The sequence below is a fragment of the Roseateles aquae genome (assembly GCF_032337115.1).
Taxonomy (GTDB): domain Bacteria; phylum Pseudomonadota; class Gammaproteobacteria; order Burkholderiales; family Burkholderiaceae_C; genus Roseateles_C; species Roseateles_C aquae.
On sequence record NZ_JAVXZY010000011.1, the window covers coordinates 144,881 to 171,584 of the forward strand.

24 protein-coding genes, 1 tRNA gene and 1 pseudogene are annotated in these 26,704 nt (G+C 68.3%); 16 read left to right on the forward strand and 10 right to left on the reverse strand.

From position 1 onward, the window contains the following. Nucleotides 1-26: 26 nt before the first annotated feature. Complete coding sequence (locus RQP53_RS21580) at nt 27-707, reverse strand: CerR family C-terminal domain-containing protein (protein ID WP_315652768.1); 681 nt, start codon at nt 705-707, stop codon at nt 27-29. 309 nt (nt 708-1,016) lie between these two features. On the opposite strand from RQP53_RS21580, the gene pepF reads away from it, so the two are divergent. Further along, nucleotides 1,017-2,906 carry an oligoendopeptidase F gene (gene pepF / locus RQP53_RS21585; RefSeq protein ID WP_315652769.1) on the forward strand — a complete coding sequence of 630 codons (1,890 nt, stop codon included), beginning with the start codon at nt 1,017-1,019 and terminating at the stop codon, nt 2,904-2,906. A gap of 154 nt (nt 2,907-3,060) precedes the next feature. After that, a complete protein-coding gene (locus tag RQP53_RS21590) occupies nt 3,061-5,259 on the forward strand; it encodes a M3 family metallopeptidase (RefSeq protein ID WP_315652770.1) in 2,199 nt (732 codons plus the stop codon). A gap of 50 nt (nt 5,260-5,309) precedes the next feature. Here the strand turns inward: RQP53_RS21590 and RQP53_RS24790 are convergent. From RQP53_RS24790 to RQP53_RS21605, 3 genes and pseudogenes are all read right to left on the reverse strand, one after another. After that, nucleotides 5,310-5,396, reverse strand: a pseudogene (locus tag RQP53_RS24790) (PEPxxWA-CTERM sorting domain-containing protein); the annotation flags it as partial. A 583-nt stretch (nt 5,397-5,979) separates the two neighbouring features. After that, nucleotides 5,980-6,873 carry a DMT family transporter gene (locus tag RQP53_RS21600; RefSeq protein WP_315652772.1) on the reverse strand — a complete coding sequence of 298 codons (894 nt, stop codon included), beginning with the start codon at nt 6,871-6,873 and terminating at the stop codon, nt 5,980-5,982. A gap of 88 nt (nt 6,874-6,961) precedes the next feature. Next, nucleotides 6,962-7,594 carry a LysE family transporter gene (locus RQP53_RS21605; RefSeq protein ID WP_315652773.1) on the reverse strand — a complete coding sequence of 211 codons (633 nt, stop codon included), beginning with the start codon at nt 7,592-7,594 and terminating at the stop codon, nt 6,962-6,964. A gap of 192 nt (nt 7,595-7,786) precedes the next feature. On the opposite strand from RQP53_RS21605, the gene RQP53_RS21610 reads away from it, so the two are divergent. Together RQP53_RS21610 and radA are read left to right on the forward strand one after the other, a co-directional pair. Beyond that, complete coding sequence (locus tag RQP53_RS21610; protein WP_315652774.1) at nt 7,787-7,951, forward strand: hypothetical protein; 165 nt, start codon at nt 7,787-7,789, stop codon at nt 7,949-7,951. 49 nt (nt 7,952-8,000) lie between these two features. Then, nucleotides 8,001-9,362, forward strand: coding sequence for a DNA repair protein RadA (gene radA, locus RQP53_RS21615; RefSeq protein ID WP_315652775.1), 1,362 nt, complete (start codon nt 8,001-8,003; stop codon nt 9,360-9,362). 14 nt (nt 9,363-9,376) lie between these two features. Here radA and RQP53_RS21620 read toward each other — a convergent pair whose 3' ends face one another. Together RQP53_RS21620 and RQP53_RS21625 are read right to left on the reverse strand one after the other, a co-directional pair. Then, complete coding sequence (locus RQP53_RS21620; protein ID WP_315652776.1) at nt 9,377-11,311, reverse strand: sensor domain-containing diguanylate cyclase; 1,935 nt, start codon at nt 11,309-11,311, stop codon at nt 9,377-9,379. Next, nucleotides 11,308-12,108, reverse strand: a complete 801-nt coding sequence (locus RQP53_RS21625; protein ID WP_315652777.1) for a substrate-binding periplasmic protein — start codon at nt 12,106-12,108, stop codon at nt 11,308-11,310. The genes RQP53_RS21620 and RQP53_RS21625 overlap by 4 nt, the downstream gene beginning before the upstream one ends. A gap of 174 nt (nt 12,109-12,282) precedes the next feature. Between RQP53_RS21625 and RQP53_RS21630 the strand changes: the two genes are divergently transcribed. Genes RQP53_RS21630 through RQP53_RS21655 form a run of 6 tightly spaced genes read left to right on the forward strand, consistent with a single transcriptional unit; the run spans nt 12,283 to nt 15,910 of the window. After that, nucleotides 12,283-12,705, forward strand: a complete 423-nt coding sequence (locus tag RQP53_RS21630; RefSeq protein WP_315652778.1) for a hypothetical protein — start codon at nt 12,283-12,285, stop codon at nt 12,703-12,705. 44 nt (nt 12,706-12,749) lie between these two features. Further along, a complete protein-coding gene (locus RQP53_RS21635; protein ID WP_315652779.1) occupies nt 12,750-13,685 on the forward strand; it encodes a branched-chain amino acid transaminase in 936 nt (311 codons plus the stop codon). A 41-nt stretch (nt 13,686-13,726) separates the two neighbouring features. After that, nucleotides 13,727-13,936, forward strand: coding sequence for a zinc-finger domain-containing protein (locus RQP53_RS21640; protein ID WP_315652780.1), 210 nt, complete (start codon nt 13,727-13,729; stop codon nt 13,934-13,936). A 40-nt stretch (nt 13,937-13,976) separates the two neighbouring features. After that, a complete protein-coding gene (locus RQP53_RS21645; RefSeq protein WP_315652837.1) occupies nt 13,977-14,396 on the forward strand; it encodes a YybH family protein in 420 nt (139 codons plus the stop codon). 5 nt (nt 14,397-14,401) lie between these two features. After that, complete coding sequence (locus RQP53_RS21650; protein WP_315652781.1) at nt 14,402-15,385, forward strand: YheT family hydrolase; 984 nt, start codon at nt 14,402-14,404, stop codon at nt 15,383-15,385. Nucleotides 15,386-15,394: 9 nt separating this feature from the next. Continuing rightward, the gene (locus RQP53_RS21655; RefSeq protein ID WP_315652782.1) at nt 15,395-15,910 is read left to right on the forward strand and encodes a DUF2946 family protein; all 516 of its coding nucleotides are present in this window, start codon (nt 15,395-15,397) and stop codon (nt 15,908-15,910) included. A 16-nt stretch (nt 15,911-15,926) separates the two neighbouring features. On the opposite strand, the gene RQP53_RS21660 is transcribed toward RQP53_RS21655, so the two are convergent. Both RQP53_RS21660 and RQP53_RS21665 read right to left on the reverse strand, forming a co-directional pair. Further along, nucleotides 15,927-16,691, reverse strand: coding sequence for a hypothetical protein (locus tag RQP53_RS21660; RefSeq protein ID WP_315652783.1), 765 nt, complete (start codon nt 16,689-16,691; stop codon nt 15,927-15,929). 119 nt (nt 16,692-16,810) lie between these two features. Continuing rightward, nucleotides 16,811-17,359, reverse strand: a complete 549-nt coding sequence (locus RQP53_RS21665) for a c-type cytochrome (protein WP_315652784.1) — start codon at nt 17,357-17,359, stop codon at nt 16,811-16,813. 267 nt (nt 17,360-17,626) lie between these two features. Here RQP53_RS21665 and RQP53_RS21670 point away from each other — a divergent pair. Further along, nucleotides 17,627-17,701, forward strand: a tRNA-Arg gene (locus RQP53_RS21670). Nucleotides 17,702-18,176: 475 nt separating this feature from the next. Here RQP53_RS21670 and RQP53_RS21675 read toward each other — a convergent pair. Beyond that, complete coding sequence (locus RQP53_RS21675; RefSeq protein ID WP_315652785.1) at nt 18,177-19,628, reverse strand: TIGR01777 family oxidoreductase; 1,452 nt, start codon at nt 19,626-19,628, stop codon at nt 18,177-18,179. Between the two features lie 38 nt (nt 19,629-19,666). Continuing rightward, nucleotides 19,667-20,269, reverse strand: coding sequence for a DUF4166 domain-containing protein (locus tag RQP53_RS21680; protein WP_315652786.1), 603 nt, complete (start codon nt 20,267-20,269; stop codon nt 19,667-19,669). A gap of 167 nt (nt 20,270-20,436) precedes the next feature. On the opposite strand from RQP53_RS21680, the gene RQP53_RS21685 reads away from it, so the two are divergent. From RQP53_RS21685 to RQP53_RS21705, 5 genes are all read left to right on the forward strand, one after another. Further along, the gene (locus RQP53_RS21685; protein WP_315652787.1) at nt 20,437-22,188 is read left to right on the forward strand and encodes a sensor histidine kinase; all 1,752 of its coding nucleotides are present in this window, start codon (nt 20,437-20,439) and stop codon (nt 22,186-22,188) included. Then, complete coding sequence (locus tag RQP53_RS21690; RefSeq protein WP_315652788.1) at nt 22,169-23,536, forward strand: sigma-54-dependent transcriptional regulator; 1,368 nt, start codon at nt 22,169-22,171, stop codon at nt 23,534-23,536. Before RQP53_RS21685 ends, RQP53_RS21690 begins: the two co-directional genes overlap by 20 nt. A 623-nt stretch (nt 23,537-24,159) precedes the next feature. Further along, nucleotides 24,160-24,696 carry a Spy/CpxP family protein refolding chaperone gene (locus RQP53_RS21695; RefSeq protein WP_315652789.1) on the forward strand — a complete coding sequence of 179 codons (537 nt, stop codon included), beginning with the start codon at nt 24,160-24,162 and terminating at the stop codon, nt 24,694-24,696. After that, nucleotides 24,693-25,400: a response regulator transcription factor gene (locus RQP53_RS21700; RefSeq protein ID WP_315652790.1), complete on the forward strand. Its 708-nt coding sequence runs from the start codon at nt 24,693-24,695 to the stop codon at nt 25,398-25,400. The genes RQP53_RS21695 and RQP53_RS21700 overlap by 4 nt, the downstream gene beginning before the upstream one ends. Before the next feature lie 22 nt (nt 25,401-25,422). Beyond that, nucleotides 25,423-26,685 carry a sensor histidine kinase gene (locus RQP53_RS21705; RefSeq protein WP_315652791.1) on the forward strand — a complete coding sequence of 421 codons (1,263 nt, stop codon included), beginning with the start codon at nt 25,423-25,425 and terminating at the stop codon, nt 26,683-26,685. Nucleotides 26,686-26,704 lie beyond the last annotated feature (19 nt).

The window sequence follows — 26,704 nt, forward strand, 5'->3', positions numbered from 1 at the left end:
TCCCTTGAGATGATGAAAACAAAACCCTAGCTTTGTGAATGCGCGGCCAGCTGGGCGCGCAGACTGATGCCGGTCAGCCGCAGCAGCTCCTCGCCGGCCGCCGCGCTGAGGCGCTGGCGCCCGAGGTGCTGCAAGAGCACGCCCTCGGTGACGCGGAAATACAACACCTGCTGGAACAGGCTGTAGCCGAGGCTGCGGCAGACGAAGTCCTGCGCCGGTCGGCCGACGATGCGGCCGATCAAGGCCTGCACCAGGGCGCGGCTGGGCGCCAGCACATCGGTGAAACTGCCCTGTCCTGGCTGCGCCGCGGCCACCGCCTGGCTGCGCAGAAAGAACTGCACCCAGCTGGCCGGCACATCCCCGGCCAGCACCGCGCGGGCCTGGGCCAGCATGAAGTCAACCAGCATGTCGATCAGCTGGCCGCGATCGGTGCAGCCCTCGCTCGCCGCCTGCAGCGCCAGCAAGGGCTGGTGCAGGCGCTGCTCCAGCTGCTCGGCAAGAAACTCGGCAGCACGCGCGACCAGCTCTTCCTTGCTCGCGAAGTGATAGGGAATCGCCGCCAGATTGACGCCGGCGCGCGCCGCCAGCATCCGCGTCGTCGCCAGCTCATAGCCGTGCTCGCCGACGACTTCCAGCGTCGCCAGCAGCAGTTTTTGCCGGGTCTGTTCGCTGCGGGTGAGCTCGCTGCCAGTGCTTGTCTTTGCCATGCGCTCATGCTCGGCGCCGGCCACTTTTCAGTCAAGCGTATGAATTGATGCAGCGCAAGGGTAGACGCCTTTGGCATCAAACGAGGCGCATCGGCGCCGAACGAAGTCAGGACTTCACACCTGCCGGCGCTGCGACAAGTCTTGAGCAGATTGGTGGAAACCCCTGAGCCCGTGACGCCACAGCGTGACGATCGCCTGAGCGCCATCGGCACGGCCAGAATGCGCTTCATCCGCCGGCACTGGCGCGGCAGCCGACGCTGCACATGCCTGCCGAGCACCCCTTTGTTGTCACCGCCCGAAAGGTCCGCCATGAAACTGCACTCCATCGCCCTGGCCGCCGCGCTTTGCCTGGCCGCCCTGCCCCCAAGCACCGCCCAGGCCGCAGACGCCGCAACAGCCGCCAAGCCGGGTGCAGCCGCCAGCGCTCAGGTCTGGGACCTGAGCCAGCTCTACGCCAGCGATGCCGCCTGGGAGAGCGAGCGCCAGGCCCTGGCCGCCGAGCTGCCCCGCCTGCGCGCGCTGGAGGGCACGCTGGGCAGCAGCGCCAAGGCGCTGCTCGCCGGCATGGACCAGATGTCGGCGCTGCGCCGGCGGTTGTCGCGCTGGGCCATCTATGCCAGCCTGAAGGCCGACGAGAACACCCAGATCACTGAGAACCAGGCGCGCCGCCAGCTGGCCAGCACGCTGGGCAATCAGTACGGCGAGGCAACGTCCTTCGTCAATGCCGAGATCGCCGCCATCGGCCGCGCCAAGGTCGAGGCCTTCATCGCCGCCGAGCCCAGCCTGGCCAAGCACCGCCAGTCCTTGACGACCATGCTGCGCATGGCCGAGCACACGCTGAGCCCCAAGGAGGAAGCGCTGCTGGCCGGCGCCGCCGAGGCGCTGGAGCAGCCGCAGCAGATCTACACGCTGCTGACCAATGCCGACCTGCCCTGGCCCAAGCTGGAGATCCGCGGCAAGACCGTGGTGCTCGATCAGGAGCAGTACGCTGCCCATCGCTCCGACCCCGACCCTGCCGTGCGCAAGCAGGTCTTCGACGCGTTCTGGCCGGTCTACAAGGCCTATGAGCGCACGATCGGCGCGGTCTACGCCGCCAATCTGCGCGGCACCGTGTTCAATGCCCGGGCACGCAAGTTCAGCAGCAGCGTCGCCATGGCCCAGGCGGACTACAACATTCCCGAGGCGGTCTACCGCACGCTGGTACAGGAGGCCAATGCCGGCCTGCCAACGCTGCATCGCTATCTGAAGCTGCGCAGCAAGGTGCTGGGCCTGCCGCAGGCCGGCTACCAGGACATGTATGTGCCGCTGGCCAAGCCGGCCGGCACCAGCTACACCCAGGCCGAGGCCGAGGCGCTGACGCTGGCCGCGCTCAAGCCGCTGGGAGAACCCTATGTGAAGCAGCTGGGCGACGCCTTCAAGCAGCGCTGGATGCACTCGCTGCCGCAGCGCGGCAAGCGCTCGGGCGCCTATATGAACGGCTCGGCCTACGACGTTCATCCCTATCTGCTGATGAGCTTCAACGGCGACTACAACAGCGTCTCGACCTTTGCCCACGAGTGGGGCCATGCGATGCACACGGTGTTCTCGAACTCGCAGCCCTACGAGAACTCGGGTTACTCAACCTTCATCGCCGAGATCCCGTCCACCGCCAATGAGCTGCTGCTGAGCGACTACATGGTGGAGCACGCCAAGAGCCGCGAGGAAAAGCTGTTTGCGCTGAGCCAGCAGCTGGAGAACCTGCGCACCACCTTCTTCCGCCAGGCGATGTTCGCCGAGTTTGAGCTGGCCTCGCACGAAGCCGCCGAGAAGGGCCAGCCGATCACCGGCGAGGGCCTCAGCAAGCTCTATCTGGACCTGCTCAAGCGCTACCACGGCCATGAGCAAGGCGTCGTCAAGATCGACGATCTGTTCGGCATCGAGTGGGCCTATATCCCGCACTTCTACCGCGACTTCTACGTCTATCAGTACGCCACCTGCGTCAGCGCCGCGGCCTTCTTTGCCGAGGGCCTGGCCAAGGGTGACACCGCCTTGCGCGAGCGCTACTTCGCCATGCTCAAGGCCGGCAACTCGGCCGACCCCTATCCGCTGACCGTTGCCGCCGGCCTCGACCTGGCCTCGCCCGCGCCCTACCGCGCGCTGGTGCGCCGGATGAATCGGGTGATGGATCAGCTGGAAGCGCTGCTGGCCGAGAAGCGCTGAGGCCGGGCCGTCCGCCGCCGCGACACGCGCACCAGTCGACGGCGGCGGCATTTTTTGGCGGCCCCTGCTGAAAACCCCGAGCGGCAACTTTCGTCACTGCCCTCGGGGCCGTTTAGCCTTGCCCGCTTCCCTTCGCCTCTTGCAGTACCCGCCCATGCGCAAATCCCTCGCCCTCGCGGCCACCGCCGCCGCCCTCAGCGCCAGTCCGCTGGCGCAGGCCCAGCAGCCGCCCGCCGCCGCCGCCAGTGTCCAGCCCGCGCATCAAAACCCCTTGTTGAAGCCGAGCCCGCTGCCACTGCAGTACCCGGCCTTCGACCAGATCCGCGACGAGGACTTCGCGCCGGCGCTGGATCAGGGCATGAGCGAGCAGCTGGCCGAGATGGCGGCGATCGCCAGCGATCCCGAGCCGGCGACGTTTGAGAACACCATCGTGCCGATGGAGCGCAGCGGCCGCCTGCTGGCCCGGACCAGCGCCGTGCTGTTCAATCTGCTCGGCGCCGATGCCAATCCCGCGCGGCTGAAGCTGCAGGCGGCCTACGCGGCCAAGCTGGCCCAGCACCGTGATGCGATCAGCCTCAACCCGCGCTTGTTCGCCCGCATCCAGGCCCTGTTCGACAAGCGCCAGCAGCTCGGCGTCGACGGCGAGGCGCAGCGCCTGATCGAGCGCTATCACAGCAACTTCGTCCGCGCCGGCGCCCAGCTGGACGAGGCGCAGAAGACCCGCATCAAGGCCATCAATATCGAGATGGCCGAGCTGGGCGCGCGCTTCAACCAGAACGTGCTGGCCGAGGTCAATGCCTCGGCCGTGGTCGTCGACACCGCCGCCGAGCTGGCCGGCCTGAGCGCCACCGAAATCGCCGAAGCCGCTGCCGCCGCCAAGGCCCGCGGCCTGGACGGCAAGTATGTGATTGCGCTGCTGAATACCACCACCCAGCCGGGCCTGGCCCAGCTGCAGAACCGCGCACTGCGCGAGCGCCTGTACAAGGCCTCGATTGCCCGCGGCAGCCGCGGCAATGAGTTCGACAACACCGCCATCGTCGCGCGCACCGCCCGGCTGCGCGCCGAGCGCGCCCAGCTGCTCGGATTCGCGACACATGCCGACTTCGTGCTGAAGGAAGAAACGGCCAAGAACACCGCCGCCGTCAACGGCATGCTGGGCCAGCTGGCGCCGGCGGCCGTGGCCGCAGCGCGCCGCGAGGCCGCCGAGTTGCAGGCCATGATCCACCGCGAGCAGGCCGCCGCCAAGCAGCCCAGCTTCAGGCTCGAGGCCTGGGACTGGGGCTTTTATGCCGAGAAGCTGCGCAGCCGCCAGTACGGCTTTGACGAATCCCAGCTCAAGCCCTATCTGGAGATGAAGACGGTGCTGGAGCGCGGCGTCTTCCACGCCGCCAGCCAGCTCTACGGCCTGAGCTTCAAGCAGCGCCGCGATCTGCCGGTCTACCACCCGAGCGTGCTGGTCTACGACGTCTACAACGCCGATGGCTCACATCTGGCGCTGTTCATGGCTGACCTGTACGCGCGGCCCTCCAAGCGCGGTGGCGCCTGGGCCACCAGCTACGTCGGCCAAAGCAAGCTGCTCGACACCAAGCCGGTTGCCGCCATCCATCTGAACGTGCCGCCGCCGGCCGAGGGCCAGCCCACGCTGATGAGCTGGGACGAGGTCAACACCCTGTTCCACGAGTTCGGCCACGCGCTGCACGGCATGTTCTCCGATGTGCAATACCCCAGCCTGGCCGGCACCGCGGTGCCGCGCGATTTCGTCGAGTACCCCTCGCAGGTCAATGAGATGTGGGCCGACTGGCCCAGCGTGCTGGCCAACTATGCGCGCCACTATCAGAGTGGCGATCCAATGCCGCAAAGCCTGCTCGACAAGATGGCTGCCGCGCGCAAGTTCGACCAGGGCTACGCCACCGCCAGCTATCTGAGCGCCGCCATCGTCGACCAGCGCTGGCACCAGCTGCAGCCCGCCCAGGTGCCGGCCGCGGCCGATGTGATGGCCTTCGAAGCCGATGTGCTCAAGCGCGAAGGCCTGGACTTTGCGCCGGTGCCGCCGCGCTACCGCATGCCTTACTTCAGCCACATCATGGGTGGCTATGCGGCCGGTTATTACGCCTATATCTGGAGCGAGGTGCTGGACGCGAACACCGTCGACTGGTTCAAGCAGCACGGCGGCCTGAAGCGCGAGAACGGCGACATCTTCCGCGCCACCCTGCTGTCGCGCGGCGGCAGCGAGGATGCGCTGCAGCTGTTCAACAAGCTGACCGGCCACGCGCCGCAGATCGAGCCGCTGCTGGAACGTCGTGGCCTGACGATTGCGCCCGAGGCCAAGCCAGCCAAGGCAGCGCAGCCTTGAAATGAAAAAAAGGGCGGCACACGAGCACCGCCCCTTGTTCAGGCCAACGCTCAGCGCTGACGGCGACGGCGGGCCACGCCGCCGATCAGACCGAGGCCGCCCAGCAGCAGCGCATAGCTGCTCGGTTCGGGCACGGTTTGGGCCTGCGTGATGCCAGCGCCAACCATGTCGGAGACGGCCAGGAAGGTGCCATCGCTGGACGCGCCGGAGCGGAACAGCACCAGATCGATGTCGGTCCAATTGAAGCTGTAGCGCGTCGGTGGCGCGTCGAACTGCAGCGTCACGTCCTTGCTGCCGACCAGCTGACCGTGGCGATAGGCCTCGACCGAGCCCCATTCATCGCCCCAGGCGCCTGGTCCCCAGGGGTTGTGCTCGAACAGCAGCGCGCTGTCCAGATTGAAACTGCCGCCGTCCTTCTCCCACAGCACCGTATCGGCACGGTAGAACTCGACGCCGTTGAGCGTCATATTGAAGGGGCGGATCAGGACCTCAGTATCTGCCTGCGCCGCCGAGGCGGCGCCCAGGGCCGCTGCGGCCAGCAGCAGCGGGCCCACTGTCTTCTTCAAACTCAAGATGTACTCCCTCTGAAAATGCCAGGGCCGCGGCGAACTGCCGGCGGCCCTGTGCCGCAGTGTCGGCACGCCGGGCGGCTTGCAGGGAGTGTCAAAGTTCACGGCCAGCCCAGGCGGTGGGCGAACTGCCGATCAAACGGATACCGACTCAGGCCGGCCGCGTCGCCGCATAGATGCTGCCCAGACACAGCGCCATGCCGGCGCCGGAAAGCAGCGTGGGCACCCAGCCCTCCAGCAGCGCCGAGATCAGCAGCGCAATCACCGGAATAACAACGCCGGTCAGCGCCGCACGGGCCGGCCCCTGGCGCTGGGCCAGCTTGAAATAGAGCACAAAGGCGGTCACCGAGCCGAACACCGCCAGATAGAGCAGGCTCAACACATAGGGCGCGCGCCAGTCGAAATGCAGGCCCTGGCCGGTGGCCAGTGACATCAGCAGCAAGAAGGCCGCGCCATAGCCCATGCTCCAGGCCAGCACCGGCACCAGGGCCAGGCCGCGGCGGGTCAGCGTGAGCGTCAAGACATTGCCGATGCAGGCCACCACCACCGCCAGCAGGCCAAAACCCAGACCGACGGCCGCCGTCGGGCGTGCGCCAGTGGAGGCGATCTCGGGCCAGAAGATCATCACCACGCCGATCACGCCACCGCTGGCACAGGCCATGAAGCGCCGCGTCACCGTCTGGCCGAAGAAGATGCGGCCGCTCAGCGCGTTGAAGAACACGCTCAGACAGAACAGCACCGCAACCAGGCCGGTCGGGATATGCCGCTCGGCCTCATAGACCGAGTAATAGTTGCCGCTGTACTGGATGATGCCGGTGGCCAGCATCAGGCCGTGAGCCGACAGCGGCATGCCCGCGAGCGACTCGCCGCGTGAACGGGCCAGGCCAGCCAACAGCAGCGCGGCAATCGCGAAGCGCCAGCCGACCGAGTTCAGCACCGGCACACCGCTGTCGAGTTGGAACAGGATCACATGCCAGGTGCTGGCCCAGATCAGCGTGGGCACCCAGAACAGCCAGCGGGTGGAGATCGGCGAAGCAGCGGACATGAGAACAGTGAGTTCGGGCCACGGGGGCAAGACCTGCCCCCCGATGAGCACCAGGATGGAATCGGAATGCGCCGGCGCGCTCAGCCGCTCAGGGCGCGGCCTTTTTGAAGCTGGCCAGCAAGGCGCCGGCAGCGATGAACAGGCTGCCGAAAGTGCGGTTCAGCGCCTTGATATGCGCTTCGGAGCGCAGCGCCGACAGCACCCGCGAGGCCAGCGCGGTGTAGCCGGCCATCACGACCAGATCGGTGAACGACAGCGTCGCGGCGATCACGCCGTACTGCGGCGTCAGGCTGCGATGCAGGTCCAGAAACTGCGGCACCACGGCGAGCAGGAAGACCGTGCCCTTGGGATTGACCGCATTGATGCCCCAGCCGCGCAACACCAGCTGGCGGCGCGTGACTTGCGTGCCCTCGCTGCTGGCCGCCAGCATGGGCGTGGCCGGCGCGCGCCATTGCTGAACACCCAGATAGACCAGATAGCCGACGCCCAGCCATTTGACGATGGCAAAACCCAGGCTGGAAGCGGCGATCAGCGCCCCCAGGCCGGCGCCGACCAGCACGATCTGCGTCAGGATGCCCAGGATCAGGCCAAAGGTGGTGAAGTAGCCGCGCCGGAATCCATGGTTGAGCCCAGAGCTCATCGCGGCAATCGCGCCGGCACCGGGAGACAGGCTGATGGCCCAGGAGGCGGCGAAGAAGGCCAGCCAGGTCGAGAATTCCATGAGGCGCGCTCCAAATGCTCCGCACCCACAACAGCCGCGGAAAGCCCGTCTTTTTAGCATGCATCGCCTTGTTTCGCCTGGGGCGGCCTGCGCACCGGAAGCCGGCCCAGCGCGCCTTTTGGCCCGGCCGGGCTTGAATCGCTGCCCAACAGCCGCATCTCCCCCCCCATCACTCACGCGAGCTCCAGCGCCATGTTCAGCTTCTTTCATCCCAAACCCGTGTACGACCCACGGCCTGTGGCCGTGCAGACGGTGCAGGCCTCGGCACGGCCGGCTGCCTTGCCTGAGCAACTGCTGGTCAGCACCGCCAAGCCAGAGGACGCCCCGCCCGAGCAGCCAGGCGCGGCCCAGCGCTGAGTCGGCCGGCGGCCCTCCCTGCCGCCACTCTGCGGCCACAATGGCGCCCATGGCCAAGGAAAAATCGATTTACTGCTGCAGCGAATGCGGCGGCAGCAATGCCAAGTGGCTGGGCAAATGCCCGCACTGCGGCGCCTGGAACACGCTGGTGGAAACGGTGGCCGAGCCCGCCGGCGCCGGCAAAAACCGCTACCAGGCGCTGGCCAAGAGCCAGCCGGTGGCGACGCTGTCCGAGATCGAGGCCAGCGACTTCGAGCGCACGCCAACCGGCCAGGAAGAGCTGGACCGGGTGCTGGGTGGCGGCATCGTTGCCGGCGGTGTGGTGCTGATCGGCGGCGATCCGGGCATCGGCAAATCGACGCTGCTGCTGCAGGCGGTGGACGCCCTGTCGACCCAGCTCAAGGTGCTTTATGTGACCGGCGAGGAATCCGGCGCCCAGGTCGCGATGCGGGCGCGGCGCCTGGGGCTGCCCGGCACGCAGGTGCGCGTGCTGGCCGAGATCAGCCTGGAGAAGATCCTCGCCACCATCGAGGTCGAGCAGCCCGGCTTCGTCGTGATCGACTCGATCCAGACCATGTACTCCGAGCAGCTGGCCTCGGCGCCGGGCTCGGTGGCCCAGGTGCGCGAATGCGCGGCGCAGCTGACGCGCACCGCCAAGGCCGGCGGCTGCGCGATGGTGCTGGTCGGCCATGTGACGAAGGAAGGCGCGCTGGCCGGGCCGCGGGTGCTGGAGCACATCGTCGACACGGTGCTGTACTTCGAGGGCGATACGCACAGCAGCTTCCGCCTGGTGCGGGCGATCAAGAACCGCTTTGGCGCGGTCAACGAGATCGGCGTCTTCGCGATGACCGACAAGGGGCTGAAGGGCGTGGCCAATCCGAGCGCGATCTTTCTGTCCACCCATGGCGAGCCGGTGCCGGGCTCCTGCGTGCTGGTCACGCTGGAGGGCACGCGGCCGCTGCTGGTCGAGCTGCAGGCGCTGGTCGACGGCGGCGGGCCCAGCCCGCGCCGGCTCTCGGTGGGCCTGGAACGCGACCGCCTGGCCATGCTGCTGGCGGTGCTGCACCGGCATGCCGGTGTGGCCACCAATGACCAGGATGTGTTCGTCAACGCCGTTGGCGGCGTGCGCATCAGCGAGCCGGCGGCCGACCTGGCCGTGCTGCTGGCCATCCAGAGCAGCCTGCGCGGCCGGCCGCTGCCCAAGGGCTTCATCGCCTTTGGTGAAGTGGGCCTGGCCGGTGAGGTGCGGCCGGCGCCGCGCGGCCAGGAGCGCCTGAAAGAGGCCGCCAAGCTGGGTTTCAGCATCGCCGTCGTGCCGCGCGCCAATGCACCGAAAAAGGCCATCGAGGGCCTGACCGTGCATGCGGTCGACCGCATCGAGGAGGCGATGGACGTCGTCCGCGGCCTCTAGAAGCGCAGTGGGATTCAGCCGCCCAGCCAGGCCCGGCCGGCATGCTTGCGCCGGTACATGGCGGCGTCGGCGGCCTTGGTCAGGCTGATCTCGTCCTGGCCGTCATCCGGGTAGAGTGCCAGACCGATCGAGCAGGTCAGCTCGATGCGCACGCCGGACAGCTCCATCGGCTGGGCCACCTGGTTGAATATCTTGTCGACGACGACCTGCGCGCTGCCGCGGGTGACCGGCCCGGTCAGCAGCACGACAAACTCGTCGCCACCGATGCGGCCCACCACATCGGTCTCGCGCACCGCATTGCGCAGCCGCTTGGCCACCATCTGGAGCAGCTGGTCACCCACCGCATGGCCGTACTGGTCGTTGATCGGCTTGAAGCGATCCAGGTCGAGCAGGATCAGCCCCAGGCTGTCGCCATAGCGGCGCGCATTGGCCAGGGCGTAGTGCATCCGTTCGCCAAAGTGGGCGCGGTTGGCCAGTTCGGTCAGGGCATCGTGCGAGGCCATGAAGCGCACCCGCTCTTCGGACAGGCGCCGTGCATTGATGTCCGACAAGGTGCCAATCATCCGCAACGCCCACTGCTGCGCATCGCGCGACACGACGCGGCCACGGGCCAGCACCCAGTTCCAGTCGCCGCTGTGTTCATCGGCCACGCGGAACTCGCTTTGCAAGGTCTGGCCGTGGCCCTTCAGGCAATGGATGAAGTCGGCCCGCACCCGCGGCAGATCATCGGGATGGACCAGGGACAGCACGCGCTGCGCCTGCGGCTCGCCGGCCTGCCAGCCCATGATGGCCTTCCAGCGCGGCGAGCAGTCGATGCGGCCGCTGTCGATATGCCAGTCCCACATGCCATCGCCGGAGCCATCCAGCGCGAAGGCCCAGCGTTGCTCGCTCTCGCGCAGCGCCTGCGTCATCCGTTCGGCCAGACCCTGGGCGCGCTCATTCGAATGCAGCAGCGACCAGCACAGCAGACCCAGCAGCGCCGCCAACAGCGCCCCACTGCCCAGCACCAGCGGCGCACCGGCCATGCCGGTGCCGGCGGCAAAGTGCTCGCCCAGCTGCAAGCTCAGCGTCCAGGTGCGCCCGCCCACATCGAGGTATTCCTGCACCCGCCGCGCGCTCGCATCGATGCCGCCGCCGGAATCAAACAGCGCCGCCTCTTCGCTCAAGACCTGACCCTCGTACAGGCGCAGCCGCAGATGGCGCGGCAGTTCGGCATAGACGCTGGCCATCAGCTCGCCCACCGCCACCGGCGCCCAGATCCAGCCGCGCAGGGTCTGGCGGCGCTCCAGCGTCGAACTCGGCGGGCTGCTGCTGTCGTACAGCGGCAGGACCATCAGCAGCCCATCGGGGGCGCCGGGCAGCAGCGGCGCCAGCGGCAGCCGCGAACTCAGCGCCATATGGCCGGAATCACGGGCCAGCAGCAAGGCATCGCGCAGCGCCGGCTCAGCCAACAGATCGCGCCCCAGTGCGGCCTGATTGCGCGGCACATCGGGTTCCAGCTGCGTGACCGGCGCATAGGCCTCGCGCACGCCGCCGGGCTGGATCAGCATCAGGCCGCGGCCTTCGCGCTGCCACTGGCGCTGCACCGGCAAGCGCTGTTCCTCGGGCAGCCAGCGCGCCAGGCCCAGGCCCTGCACGCCGGCCAGTTCCGCGCCCAGCGGCAGCATGTCGACGTAATGCTTGAAGCTGCGCGCATCGCCACTCGCTTGCGCCAGCACAAAGGCCTGGGTCGATTGCAGCAGCAGCTCGTAGGACAGCAGGCGCTGCTGCAGGCGCAACACCGCCTCATGCAGGCTGGCATCGACGACGGCCTGGGCCTGCAGCCGTTCGCTGCGCTGCTGGCGCTGCCAGAACAGCAGGGTCAGCAGCAGCACCGCCATGGCCACCGCCACCGGCCAGCCCTGCCAGCGCAGGCTGCGCGCCCAGAGCCGCCGCAGCCCGGCCTTCATGGCAGTTCCTGCAAGAGGCTGCGCGCCAGCTCGGGCTTGAAGTACTTCTCAAAGATGCGCTGCATGCTGCCGTCGCGCAACATCGCCTGCACCAGGCCGCGCCACTTCTGCTGCTCCGCCTCGCTGAGGCTGGCACGCGACATGATCAGCCCATGCGGCACCGGCTTGTCGCCGAACTCGATGATCTGGCTGAGCGCACGCAGCCGCGCCGATTCCAGCGTCGGGTAGTCGAAGGGCTCGATGATCATGGCCTGGATCTGCCCGGCCACCAGCGCTTCGAACAGCGGCGTCAAGCCGGAGGACTGAGTGATGCGCTGCCGCGCCTGCAGCTCGTCGACAAAGCGGTTGGCGCTGTCGCTGTAGCGGAAGCTGCGGATCACGCCGAGCGTCAGCCGCTCATTGGCGGCAAAGTCGGCCAGGCTCTGCACCTGGGCATCGCGTCGCACCAGCAGGTAGTACTTGTTGCTGAAATACCAGGCGAAGGCGGCGAACTTGTCGCGCTGCGGCGTGCTGATGCCCGACAGGCTGAAATCCAGTGCGCCGGCCTCGATCAGCTGCCAGATCCGCGCCCGCGGCATCAGCGCGACCTGGATGCGGCAGCCGCTGCGGCGAATCAGCTCATCGGCCACATCGCGATCGATGCCGGTGCCGGTCTGCGGCGAATAGAGCAGGCCGTGGTCGTGCAGACCCAGGCTCAGCGGCCGCGAACAATCGGGGCGCTGCGCTGCATCGGTCTGCGCCGCACAGGGCAAGGCCAGCGCCATCGCCAGCATCAAGCTCAGCCCCGCTGTTCGCATCCCACCCCTTTCAATGCCCGGCGCCCGGCGGCGCAACGGCACAATACGACGCTGCCCGGAAAGCTTCAAGAATACGCCAAGCCCGATGACAAAACCCACCTGGCCCGATCGCCTCAACGGGCTTTGCCCGGCTCTCCCACATCTGATCCCGAGCTGCCGCCTGGAGCGCGCACCATGAGCCCGCTGCTCGGGGGCCTGCTCAGCCTGGCTGCGCTGTTTGCTGGCGGCCTGCTGCTGGGCTGGAAGGGCGTGGTGCTGGCGCTGACCGTGATCGTGTTCTGGCTGCTGCTGCAGTTCAGCCGCCTGATGCGGGTGATGAAGCAGGCCGGCGCCGCGCCGCTGGGCAGTCTCAAGGGCAGCGCGCTGATGCTGCACAGCCAGCTGAAGCCGGGCATGCCCTTGCTGGAGCTGCTCAAGCTCAGCGGCAGCCTGGGCAAGAAGACGGCGCCCGACGCCTACACCTGGCAGGATGCCGGCGGCGACCGGCTCGAGATCCGCCTGCACAAGGGCCGGGTCCAGCACTGGACGCTGACCCGCGCCACCGAGGCCCCAGCCCCCGCCACAGACGACCTGCCGGCCGACACGCCGGCCGCATAAAATCCGCTTTCTTCTCTCGGCTCAGCCCCCAGCAAGGAGTTCCCATGTCACTGGATGATCGCGACGGCAAGATCTGGATGGATGGCCAATTGGTCGACTGGCGCGATGCCAAGATCCATGTGCTCTCGCACACCTTGCACTACGGCTGTGGCGCCTTCGAAGGCGTGCGCGCCTACAAGACGGCCCAGGGCACGGCGATCTTCCGCCTGCGCGAACACACCGAGCGGCTGTTCAACAGCGCCAAGATCCTGCGCATGAAGATTCCGTTCACCTTGGAACAGGTCGAGGAAGCGCAGAAGGCCGTTGTGCGCGAGAACCAACTCGAGAGCTGCTACTTGCGCCCGCTGACCTGGATTGGTTCCGAGAAGCTGGGCGTCAGCCCCAAGGGCAACAAGATCCATCTGATGGTGGCCGCCTGGGCCTGGGGTGCTTACCTGGGCGAGGAAGGCATGAGGCGCGGCATCCGCGTCAAGACCAGCTCCTACACCCGCCATCACGTCAACATCACGATGACGCAGGCCAAGGCGGTGTCCAACTACACCAACAGCATCCTGGCCAATATGGAGGCCACCGAAGACGGCTATGACGAGGCCATGCTGCTCGACGCCTCGGGCTTCGTCTCCGAAGGCGCCGGCGAGAACCTGTTCGTGATCAAGAACGGCATCGTCTACACGCCCGATCTGTCGGCCGGTGCGCTCAACGGCATCACCCGCAACACCATCTTCCACATCTGCCAGGACCTGGGCCTGAAGCTGGTCGAGAAGCGCATCACCCGCGATGAGGTCTATATCGCCGACGAGGCCTTCTTCACCGGCACCGCCGCCGAAGTGACGCCGATCCGCGAACTGGACCGCGTCGAGTTGGGCCGCGATGATTACGTCGGCAGCCGCGGCCCCATCACCGAAAAAATCCAGAGCGCCTTCTTTGACATCGTCAACGGCCGCAATCCCAAGTACGCCCACTGGCTCAGCCTGGTCTGAGCAAGACCTGGCCCCGCCACCAGCAAGAAAGCAAACCTCCCATGAGCAGCCAAGCCCCCTCCGTCGTCGAAGTCAGCGCCAGCGAGGTGCAAGGCCCGGGCGTCGTCGCCTGCCCCAATCCCAAGATGGCGCTGTGGAGCAACCATCCGCGCGTCTTTGTCGACATCACCCACGAGGGCGGCGGCAAGTGCCCCTACTGCGGCACCGTCTACAAGCTCAAGGACGGCGAGACCCTGCACGCCGCCCACTGAGCACCGCGCCGTGCAGTCCCCCAAGACCCGGGCCGCCGCGATGGCGGGCTCGCCTGACGATACCGAGCAGCAGTTCTACGAAGCGCTGCAGCACGCCGATCTGGACCGGCTGATGGAGCTCTGGTCCGACGAGGACGAAATCTCCTGCGTTCACCCCGGCGGGCCTCGCGTCGTCGGCGCCGCGGCGATTCGCGCCGCCTTCGAGGCGGTGTTCCAGCAGGGCGCGATCAGCGTCTTTCCCGAGCGCGTGCGCCGCCTGGTCAACGGCGATACCGCCATCCACCAGGTGCTGGAACGCGTGCAGGTGCAGGGCCAGGACGGCCCGCAAAGCGCCTGGGTGATCGCCACCAATGTCTATATGAAGACGGCCTTCGGCTGGCGCCTGGTCGTTCACCACGCCAGCCCCGGTACCGCGCACGACATCCAGGAAGTGGTGCAGGAACCGACCACCCTGCACTGACGCCGTTGAACTATCGCGCTCCCTTCTGGCTGCCCGGCGGCCAGCTGCAGACGATCTGGCCGGCGCTGTATTCGCGCCGCCATTTCGGCACGCCGCTGCGCTTCCGCCGCGAGCGCTGGCCAACGCCGGACGGCGATTTCATCGACGTCGACTTTCTCGACGAAGCGCCGCCGGCCGCCGAGGCAAGACCTGACACCCCGCTGCTGGTGCTCTTCCACGGCCTCGAAGGCAGCTCGCAAAGCCACTATGTGCAGGCATTTGCCGATGTCGCCCGGCGGCGCGGCTGGGCCTTTGCGATGCCGCATTTCCGCGGCTGCTCGGGTGAGTTGAACCTGGCGCCACGGGCCTACCACTCGGGCGACTTCGAGGAGATCGGCTGGATGCTGGCGCGGCTGCGCAGCGGCCACCGCGGCCCGCTGCTGGCCGCCGGCGTCTCGCTGGGCGGCAATGCGCTGCTGCGCTGGGCCGAAGAGGCCGGCGACAGCGCGCGGGCCAGCGCGAGCGCCGTCTGCGCGATCTGCTCGCCGATCGATCTGGCCGCCGCCGGCCATGCCATCGGCAGCGGCTTCAACCGCCTGGTCTACACGCGGATGTTTCTGCGCACCATGGTCCCGAAGGCGCTGAGGAAGCTCGAGCAGCATCCGGGCCTGTTCGACGGCCAGCGCCTCGCCGAGGTGCGCGATCTCTACGAATTCGACAACCTCTTCACCGCGCCGCTGCACGGCTATCGCGATACCGAGGACTACTGGGCGCGTGCCTCGGCCAAGCCGCATCTGGCGCGCATCCGCATCCCGGCCCTGGTGCTCAATGCCCGCAACGACCCCTTTGTGCCGGCCGCCAGCCTGCCCGGGCCCGCCGACGTCGGCCACTGCGTGACGCTATGGCAGCCCGCCCACGGCGGCCACGTCGGCTTCCCGGCCGGCGCGCCACCGGGCCATGTGCTGGCGATGCCGGAGCAGGTCTGCGCTTGGCTGGACCAGGCTCGCTAGACTCCCGCCATGGATGCCATCGTCGAAGCCGCACTGAAGAAGTGGCCCAATGTCCCGCACTGCTACGGCTGGCTGGCGCTGGATGCGCGCGGCGACTGGTATATGCGCGACGAGCGCATCCAGGCCGCCGGGCCCTTCCCGCGCGTCAAGGGCAGCCGCATCGAGCATCGCAAGCTGCGCGAGTTCATCGAGCGCAATTACGCGCATGACGAGGCCGGCGCCTGGTTCTTCCAGAACGGCCCGCAGCGCGTCTATGTGCAGCTGGAGATCGCGCCCTGGATCTGGCGCTTGAGTGAGGATGGCACGCTGCGCAGCCACACCGGCCTGCCGACCGAGGCCAGCGCCGCCTGGCTTGACGAGCAGGGCCATCTGCTGCTGAGCACGCCGCTGGGCCTGGGTCTGGTGCACAGCCAGGACATGCACCTGGCCGCCCAGTGGGTCGAAGACGGCCGCTGGCAGCCCGAGGAAAGATCGCTGGCCGAACTGCTGGCCCAGCACGCCGTTCAGCTGAATCCGCAGCCCTGAGCGCGGCGTCGGCGATTCAGCGCAAGCGATAGGCGGGCTGTTCGCGCAGCACGCGGATTGCGGCCCACCAGGCCGCCGCGCGGGCCTGCTGTTCGGCCGAGGCCTGCTGGCGGATCACCGCATAGAAGTCCGCCGCCAGCAAGGGCTTGGGCTGGATCAGCAGGCCCTGCAGGGCGGCATCGCTGAGCAGGGTCTCGACCTCGTCTTGCAGCGCCACCGCCGCGTCGATGCGCCGCCCGGCCAGCTTGAGCAAGAGCTGGCGGGTGTTCAGCGCCGAGTCGTCGACGCGCAGCCCCATCGCCTGCAAGGGCTCGATGGCCGCCCGCATCGAGACCCGGGTGCCGATCAGCAGGCCGGCGGCGTCAGCGCCGCTGAGCGCCTGGCCGTCCCAGTGCAGCGGCGAATCGCTGCGCAGCACCCAGACGAGATTGATGCGCGCCACCTTCTGGCTGCCATCCAGCGCGCCGGCCTTCATCGGAAAGCGGTACTGGGCCAGATTGCCGGGCGTGGGCACGGCCATGAGGGTGTCGACCTCATCGGCCTCCAGCATGGCCCGGCAGCGCTTGATCGGAAAACGCAGGAACTGCACCGCCAGCCCCACCTGCTGCCCCGCCTCCACCAGCATCAGCTCGCCAATGCCCAGATGCTTGGGGTCGTTGTACTGGTAGGGCGGCAGCGCCACATCGCCGCCACAGACGCGCCAGGGCCGCGGGGTCTCCTGCGCCAGCAGCGCGCCATGAGCCAGCAGCGGGAGCAGGAACAGCCGTCGAAACAAGCGCATGTCGGACCCCATGCGCGGCAGCATAGCGCCTGCGCCAGGGGCTGGCGACAGGCAAAGAAAAAGCCGCCGGTCTTGCAACCGGCGGCTCTTCAGGCGGGGAAAAACTCGTGGGCCTGGCGTCAGTTCGATGCGGCCGAGGCTGCGGCAGCAGGCGCCTTGGGTTCGTCAAACTTGGCGCCGCCCTCGTTGGCCATATAGACCACGGCGCGAGCGATTTCGAAATCGCTGAAATCACCGCCACCTTGGGCGCCCATATTGCCCTTGCCCTTCAGCGCCGAGGTCCACAGCGCCTCAAAGCCGGTTTTCACGCGCGGGGCCCAGGCCGCCGCATCGCCGAGCTTGGGCGCACCGGCGGCACCGGTGGCGTGGCAGGCCGCGCACTGGGCCTGGAAGACCTGTTCGCCTGTCTTCAGCGCACCAGGGTTGGAGGCGTCCTTGATCTCGATCGCGCCGACCGGCTGGATGCGAGCCGCGATGGCCTGTTCTTCCAGACCCACGCTGCCGGCGGCCGGCTTGGCATCGGTGGTGACGTAGTTGGCCAGCATGATGATCACGATGACCGGCACCACGAAGGCGAAAAACACCGCCCAGATCAGCTGCTTGGGCGTCTTGATGGGGCCTTCATGGGCTTCTTCGTGGTCGTGCGCGTGATCTTGGTTTCCGCTCATGAAATCCTCGTTGGCGTCGGCAAGGGGTTGCAAAGTGCTGCTCGCCAAAGCCTGGCGACAGCACGCAAAACCGCGGGATTATATCGAGGCTGCAGCCGGCCCAGGCCTGGCGCGGTGGACAAAACGCCGTCACGCCCCAGCAATCAGCCCGCTTAGCGGCATTCTTGCGACAGTCGTGCGCCAGAGCGGCCGCTGCCGGGCTGCCGCCAGACAAAACGCCCTCAGCCTGAGGCGTCGCAGAACCCGGCTACAATGGCCGGCTGCCACGCGACCGTGGTGAAGTGGATATCATTGGGCCCTCCGAAGGCTTAGTCGCAAGTTCGATTCTTGCCGGTCGCACCAGTCCCAGCGCGGGAGCGCTCGGGGCCAGCTGATAAGTCAGGCGTTAGTTGGCGTTATTGACACACATGCCTTACAGCAAGCTCAGCCGCCATTAGGCTTAGCCAGGGGCTGACGAGCCGCATCTCCCTCTGGCAGCGGTTCTCTGCTCAGCTCATGATGACCATCATGAGTCTGCCTGACGATTTCAGACCTGCAGCGTCATCGGTTGGCCACACCACCTTCGTCGGACTTTGCTCCGTCAGTCTCATACAGGGCCAGCGTGGCTAGGCGATCGCCAGCTGCTTTCTTGACCCGCTGCACACGCGACTTGAGTTGGAGCTCAACACGGTCTGCGAACTCGCCCGTGACCTCACCTGATCGGCCCAAGTGGCAACGGTTGTGACAGTTGGGCTGCGCAAGCCCTGCCACGGCCATCGCGCAACGCCTAGTCGCTGGCACTGCCCAGCCTCGGGCGTCACGATGCTGTCAGTGCCTGTCAAAGCGCCAGGCGTGCCGCGAGGTCGGCCAGGGCGCCTTGCAGGGTCGGGTGATGGAAGCGATAGCCAGCGGCGAGTGCTGCAGCCGGGATGGCGTTTTGACCGTCCAGCAGGATCGTCGACATCTCACCCGCCAGGCGCCGCAGCAGCGAGGCGGGGGCGCTGAGCCACACGCATCGGCCGAAGGAGGTCGCGAGGGCCTGCGCGAACTCCAATTGGCGCGGCGTATCGGGCGCGACGGCGTTCACGGCGCCGCTGAGCGTAGTCTGTTCCAGCGCAAAGCGGATCAGGCCGACGGCGTCGTCACGGTGCAGCCAGGGCGCGGGCTGCTGGCCGGTGCCGAGCCGTGCGCCGACGCCCAGGCGAGCGGCCAAGGCCTGCATCGGATAGGCGCCACCGCCGAGCCCCAGCACGACGCCGAAGCGCAGCCGCACGACGCGCGCGCCCAGGGCTTCGGCACGGCGGGCCTCATGCTCAATCGCGGCGCACAGGTCCGACTGAAACTCTCCCGGCTTCGGCGGACTCGCCTCGGTGCACGGGGCACCGTCGTTCACGGCGCCATAAAAGCCCACCGCCGAAGCGCTGACAAGCACGCGCGGGCGCTGCTCCAGCCGGCGCATCAAGCCGACCAGACGCTGCGTGACATCCACGCGGCTGTTCAGCAGGACCTGGCGGCGGGCCCGCGTCCAGGGCATGCCGAGCACACGGGCCCCGGCGAGGTTCACGATGGCGTCGATGCGGGTTTCCGACGGGATGGCATCCAGGTCGTCCACCACCCACACACCGGGACCGAACTGCGCACGAGCCTGGCGCAGATCACGTGACAGCGCGATGACGCGGCGGCCCTCACGGCTCAGCTCTGCCACCAGGGCCTGGCCCACGAAGCCGGTCGCGCCCGCGACGAGAACGGCAGGCTGGCGCCGCATCGCCGCCGGCTGCGCAGCTGCCGGTGCCGGCACGCGCCCCAGGCGGTGCCAGGCGACCAAATTGCGTAGGCTCCAGGCCAGCACGCCGACGCCGTACAGCGTGAGCAGGGGCGCCCAGGCACCATGGTTGACCGGCATCAGGCCACTCGGCGCTTGGACCCAGCCCCACAGCAAGGGCGCCATCAGCGCCAGGAAGAGCCCGTAGCTGATGGTCAGCACGGTGTGTAGCACGCGCTCAAAGGGCGGCAGGGTGCGGCTTCGGTCTTCCTCGAGGAAGTCGGCTAGCGTGATGAGCACCTCGACGGCGAGCAGTCCGGCCAGCAAAACAGCAAACGCGCCTTGCCATTGCCACCACGCCAGGCCGATGAAGATGACGCCGTAGATGGCCTCGCGCAGCGTGTGTAGGCCGAGCTCGCGCCGCGCCGAGGTGCGCTGCGGCAGCTGGGCCTGCAGCTCGTGATGCCAGAGGTTGTCGAAGGCGCCCAGAACGGCCTGGCCGCTCAACAGGATGAAAAGAGTGTTCATGGGGAAGGGTCTCCGGGGTGGGGGGTGGGGCACGTGCTTCAGTGCGTGTCCTGGGGCGTGGGGTCGAGGAACACGCCGGTCTGGTGGAAGGTCTCGCCCCAAAGCGGGTGGGTCATAGACAGGGTGAAGCGGAACAGGCCATGGCCGAGGTCGCGGTGCTCGACGCGGCAGGTGCCCGGGCTGAGCAGGCGGGGGATCGCCACGCGCCAGCCCCCCAGAACCAGGAAGTAGGAGCTGCTCTCGAACACCAGGTCGCCTGCGTGTTCGAAGACATCCAGGGCCATGCCCAGGCCGCCGCTTGTGCGCTCCTGCAGGTGGCCGGCGGTGTCCAGTTCCTTGGTCGAGCAAACGCGGCCGACGCCGTTCTCGAAGCGACGTTCCCACTCGACGCCGGCGCCGACCGGCCGCACGTGGACAGTCGTCAGCACGCCGCGAACGTTGGCCGTGACCAGCGGGCTATTGAAGGGCTTGACCAGCCACGCCAGCACGCGTCCCAACTGCGAGCAGCGCATATCCATCGAGCCGCGGTAGGTGATGGCACGATGCCCGGTGGCGAAGCGGCGTTTGACGGCGGGCGGCAGGCGCTGCCAGGCGGCGGGCCCGACGAGGGCGGAGATGTCCAGGGGCTGAGCAGTGTTCATGCCCCGGTATTCGCGACAATCGTGCCAGGGCGTGTTTCGCGACTAAGTGCTTGATTTCATTGAACGCGACGCACTAAAGCGATTACTTCGGATACAGTCGCAGTCAGCCCTGTTGTCAACTTCGTTAACACCCCATGCTGCTGATCCGATTCGCCCTGGGCTTCTCGTTGTTCGAGACCCTGGTGCTGGCCGGAGTGCTGCTCTGGTGGGCGGACCGGGTGGCCGGTGCACGGTTACTGGCCGCGTTCCTGGGAGGGTTTGCACTTTGGGTCGTGGGCAATGAACTGCCCAACTGGTGGGGCCCGGCCGCCGAGCCGGTGGCTCTGAAGCTGGTGTCGCTGGCCCCCTTCATATCGACCTTCTTCTTCCACTTCTGCGTGGTCTTCTGCCGCGTGCCGCTGGGGCGGCTCGGTGTCGCGGCGGCCTATGCGCTGGGCGCGGTGGCGTCCCTGGCGGCGCTGCTTGGGCAGCCGGGCCATCTGGTGTGGAGCGACCACGTCGGCTGGATTTTCATTGCCGGCCAACTGGGCTGGCTGGCCAGCATCGCGTGGATCATCCTTGGCGCGGGCGGTGTTGCCGTGCTGCTGCGGGGCCTAACTGTGGCCCGGCCGCCTGCGCGCCAGCAAATAGCGGCCGTCACCTGCTCCTGCATCTGGGGGCTGCTGTGCCTGAGCGGCTACGGCCTGGTGCTGCTGGACCTGCCGCTATTCCCATTCCAACTGCTGTTGCTGCCGCTCTACCCGGTCATCCTGGTCTACGGCATCCTGCGCTGGGGGGTGTTCGTCGCCAATGCATGGGCTGGGCGCGCGCTGGTGTGGACCCTGCTGCTGACCATCGGCTTGGGCATCGTGGGCTTGATGCCGCTGCTGCTGCCCTTCGAATCGCGCTGGCTGAGCGGCCTGGCCGTGGCGGCGGGTTGCCTGGCCCTGAGCGGGCCGGTGCGCCGCTTCGTGCAGCGGCTGATCTACCCGGGCGGCTCCGCGTCGGTGGCGGACCTGCAGGCCTGGCGCGACGCGCTGTTGCCGGCGGAGTCGCTGGCAGAACTGGGTACGCTTGCCGGCCAGTTACTCAGCCGGCGGCTGGGCACGCAGGTGGAGGTGGTGTTCGACGTCGCCACCGAGCCGACCCTGCCGCGCCTAAACTGCCGGCCCGGCCCATGGCGGGTGGAGCTGCAAGGCTGGGCGGCGGCGCCACCCGGCCAGCGGCATGTGGCCGAGCTGTTTGGCAGCCTAGTGCTGGAAGCGGCCATGCGGGTCGAACAGGCCCAGCAACTCGCGGCGCGAGAGCGCGAGCGGCAGCTGCAGGCGCGGCTCGCGGAGCTGGGCGCTCTGGCCGCGACCGTGGCCCACGACATCCGCAACCCGCTCAACATCATCGCGATGGCAGTGGCCACAGCACCGAGCGATACCCGCCGAGAGGTGGCCGAGCAGGTCGACCGCATCGCCCACCTGACGCGCGACCTGCTGGAGTATGCCAAGCCCTGGAAGCTGAATCCTGCCCCGGTCGACATCAGCGCCCTCGTGCGGTCCGTCGCGCGGCGCCAGCCGGAAGTGACGCTCGGCCCGGGCCTGCAGCAGCCGCTGACGGCCCCGTTGGATGCGCGCCGTGTCGAGCAGGCACTCACCAACTTGGTCGAGAACGCACGCACCGCTAGCAGCGGCGCGGTGTTCGTCGATGCCGACAGCGATGCCAGGGGCCTGCACCTGCATGTCTGTGACAACGGCCCCGGCGTGCCGGAGAGCCTACGTGAGCGGCTCTTCGAACCTTTCGCCTCCCGCAGCCCGGGCGGCACGGGCCTGGGCCTGGCCATCGTCGCGCGTGTGATGAGCGCGCACGGTGGCACGGCGGCACTCACCGAGCGCGCCGGCTGGCGCACGTGTTTCACCCTGAGCTTCCCCCATGGACAACTCCACGCCTGAGACCGGCCGCGTGCTGCTCGTCGACGACGAAGCGGCCTTCCAGCGCCTGGGCGGCAACTTCCTGCGCAGCCTTGGCCATGAGGTGAACGTTGCCGGCGACGGCGACGCTGCCATGGCGGCCTTCGCCCAACAGCGTCCGGAACTCGTGCTGCTGGACCTGGCCATGCCGCCGCACATGGACCCCGAACACGGTCTCGAGCTGATCCCGCGCCTCGCGGGCGTGCCCGTCATCGTGCTGACGGGCCACGGCGAGCACGATCTCGCCCTGCGCGCGGTCGAACTTGGTGCCTGGGACTTCATAACCAAGCCGATTGACCCAGACCTGCTGCGCTTCGTGGTAGCCCGTGCACTGCGCAAGTCCCGGCTGGAAGCCGAGCTCGTGCGGCTGCGTTCGAGCCAGGGCAGCGACGAGCTCGGCCTCATCGGCCAGACGCCGCCGATGCAGCAGCTGCGCGTGATGGTGCGACGCGTGGCGCCGACTCGCGTCAGTGTGCTGGTGCTGGGCCCCACCGGCACCGGCAAGGAGCTGGTGGCGCGCGCACTGCACGAAGGCAGCCCGCGGCGCGACGGACCGTTTGTCGTGGTGCACTGCGGTGCGCTGTCGGCCGAGCTGCTGGAGAGCGAACTCTTCGGTCACATGAAAGGCAGCTTCACGGGCGCCTACCGCGATCAACCCGGTCTCGTGGAAGCCGCGCACGGTGGCACGCTCTTTCTCGACGAGGTGGGCGAGATGCCGCCGCCCATGCAGGTCAAGCTGCTGCGCTTTCTGCAGGAAGGCAGCTTCGTGCCCGTGGGCGGTCGCACGCAGCGGCAGGCGGATGCGCGCGTGCTGGCGGCCACCCACCGCGACCTCGAAGCGATGGTGCGCGACGGCAGCTTCCGCGAAGACCTCTACTACCGCCTGAAGGGCGTCGTGCTGCGCACCCCGGCCCTGGCGGAGCGCATGGCCGATGTGCCGCTGCTCGCCGCCCGCTTCCTGAAGGGTGTTGCGCCCCAAGCGCGCTTCTCGGCAGGCGCGCTAGCCTGGATCACCTCACGCGAGTGGCCAGGCAATGTCCGCGAGCTCAAGGCCATCGTCGAATCGGCCGGGGCCCTGATGCTGCCCGATCAGCAGGAGGTGGATACCGAGCTCCTGCACCTGTCCGCGGGCGACAGTCTGGACCCCCGACGCAGCCCAGAACCCGCGCCTGGAACGGGCGTGCTTGATGCGGCGCTGAACGAACTGGAGCGCCGACTGATCCAGGACGCCATGATGGCTGCCGGCGGCAACCAATCCGAGGCCGCCCGCCAGCTGGGTGTGTCGCGCGTCGGCTTGATCAAGAAGCTGACCCGGCTGGGGCTACGTTAGCCGGAGGCTGGCCCTACGTGGCATGGCCCAGGGACGTTGGGGGACGACGTCGGGCGAGTTCGATCCCCGCTGGCGAGCGGCCCGCACTTCGACGCCAGCCGCCGTGGCGCGGTCGACGGCGGCGTTGCAGCGATGGACTAAACCGCTTGCGCGGTAGCCGCATCGGCCAGGCTCGTTGCCGCTCGAAGACGCATTCCTGCCACCGTTGAGCAGCGAGGCAACCCGCCTCGCTCTTCAACAGGAGCAGGATCATGAAGCCATCGTCCGTTTCAGGCCAGTCGGCAATGCGTTGTAAGGCCAGCTATTGCTTTACTTGCGGCCATCATATGGCCGGCTTGTCACGACTTTCTCCCCCTGTCTCGACACCACGTCCAGCGCATCATGCGCAGGCGGATGCCATGGCCGCCTGGAGGCAGCCGCAGATGCCTGCCCTACAAATCTTTACCGGACTCACACCGGACGCTGCGCTGCCCGGCCTACCTTGAGCACAGGCCCGCAAACGGCTTGCCTCCGGGCAAGCGCTTCGGACCCGATGTCGACAGCCCGCCTGCACCTGCAACAGCATGTGTGCACGGCGGGTTGATCGGTCTCCTGATTGACTCAACAGCAAGGACAGCTCCGCCATGAACAGCCCCACCCCCTCCTCCGCATTCACACGCCGCTTCGGCTGGTTGACCCGCAAGACCGTGATCGCCTTCGCCAGCGGCGCGCTGATGGCCAGCGGCCTGGCCGCCGTGGCCGGCGAAGGCATGCCGGCCATGCACGCGCATATGGCGGCCTCGGCCAGCACCCCGCAGGGCGCAGCGGCCCATGCCGACAAGATGCTCAAGCATCTCTATGCCGAGATCGATGCCACGCCCGCCCAGCAGGCCGCCATTGGCCCACTCGTCAAGCAGGCGGTGCAGGATCTGTTCCCGCTGCGCCAGCAGGCCCACAGTGCCCACGCTCAGGCACTGCAGCTCGTGCAGCAGACGCCGATCGACCGAGCCGCGCTGGAGAACGCCCGGCAGCAGCACCTGCAGCTGGCCGACCAGGCTTCGCGCCGGCTGGTCCAGCTGATCGCCGATATCGGCGACCAGCTGACGCCCGCCCAGCGCCAGCAACTGGTCCAGCACATCAATAAGATGCACGGCATGAAGCACGGCATGCAGCACGGATGAACCAGAGCGCCAGCCGCGAGCGCCTGCTGCTGGTCGAGGACGACCCGGCGCTGGCCGCCATGCTGGTCGAGTACCTGGGCCAGGCCGGCTATGGCGTGGTCCAGGTCGGCCACGGTCAGGCAGCCCTGGCCGAGGCGGCAGCCCAGGCCTTCGGCGCCGTCGTGCTCGATCTGGGCCTGCCCGATATCGACGGCCTGGATGTCTGCCGCCAGCTGCGTGCCCGCTCCGATGTGCCGGTGCTGATGCTGACCGCACGCGGCGACGCGATGGACCGCGTGCTCGGCCTGGAGCTGGGCGCCGACGACTATCTGGCCAAGCCTTTTCTGCCCCGCGAACTGCTGGCCCGGCTGCGTGCGCTGCTGCGCCGCCGCCGCGGCGAACTGCTGCCGCAGGACCAGCCGCTGCGCTTCGGCCGGCTGGAGATCGCGCCGGCCGAACGTGCCGTCACGCTGGACGGCCGGGCCTGCGAGCTGTCGGCCAGCCAGTTCGATCTGCTGCTGGCACTGGCCCGCCATGCCGGCCGGGTGATGTCGCGCGAGGCCTTGATGGACCTGATCGGCCTGGACCGGCTCGATGCCTCGGACCGCAGCATCGATCTGCACATCACCAAGCTGCGCGCCGCCATCGAGGACGATCCCCGCCAAGCGCGCCGCATCATCACCGTGCGCGGCGCCGGCTATGTGTTTGCCAAGGCGCAGGACTGAAGGGCCACCACGATTGCCTGCCATGCCCGACACCAGCAACAAGCCCCGCAGCCGCTTCCTGCCGCCCTGGCGCCTGCCGCGGCTGTATCTGCGCGTCCACCTGACCGTGCTGGTGGCGCTGCTGGTCTTTGCGCTGAGCACGATGGCGCTGTGGCACCGCGGCGGCGGGCCCCTGGAGCGGGCTCAGCAGCTGGCTGGTCGGCTGCTGCAGAACATCCTGCCGCCGGCCACGGCGCCGGCCGAGGAACAAGCCGCCGCGTTGCGCCGCCTGGCCGAGGGCGTGGCGCCGCAGGCCGAGCTGCTGGCCGCCGATGGCCACCGCCTCGTCGAGATCTATGCGCCGATGCCGCCGCACCACGGCAAGTGGTTCGGCGTGCGTCTGCCCGATGGGCGGCGCGTCTACGCCCGGCTGGACCTGGCCATCGGACCGGCCTGGTTGCGCCTGCATGTGATCGTGCTCGGCCTGGCGCTGCTGATCGGCCTGCTGGTCTACCCGCTGGTGCGGCCGCTGACGCGCCGGCTGGAGCGGCTGCAGCAGGGTGTTGAGCGCCTGGGCGCTGGTGAGCTGGGCGCCCGCGTCGCCGTGCAAGGCCATGACGAGGTGGCCCGGCTGGCACGCAGCTTCAATCAGGCGGCCGCGCGCATCGAGCAGCTGATGGCCGCGCACAAGCGCCTGCTGGCCACCGCCTCGCACGAGCTGCGCACACCGCTGACGCGGATTCAGCTGGCGCTGGAACTCAGCCGGGATGGCAGCCTGGCGCAGCGCCGCGCGGCGCTGGAGCGCGATATTGCCGAACTCGATGCCTTGCTTGAAGAGATGCTGCTGGCCAGCCGGCTGGATGCCGTTGGCCCGGCCGCCTTGCAGCGCGAGCCGCTGGATCTGCTGGCGCTGGCCGCCGAGGTCGGCGCCGCCCACGCCGAGGTGCAGGTGGAGGGTCAGTCCTTGCTGATCGATGGCGATGCCCGGCTGCTGCGCCGCCTGCTCGGCAATCTGCTGCGCAATGCCGAGCTGCACGGCCGCCCGCCGGTGCAGCTGCGCATCGACATCGACCCCGCCGACGAGCGCCTGGCCCGGCTGCGCGTCTGGGATGCCGGCCCGGGTGTGGCGCAGGCGCAGCGCGAGCAGGTCTTCGAGCCCTTCTTCCGTGGCGCCACCCAGGGGCCGGGTGTCGGGCTGGGACTGTCACTGGTACGGCAGATCGCCAACCATCACGGCGGCAGCGCCGTCTGCGAGCCGCTCACGGGCGGCGGCAGCGTCTTCGTCGTTCGGCTGCCGCGCGCCTGAACGGCCCGCGGCCGTTAAA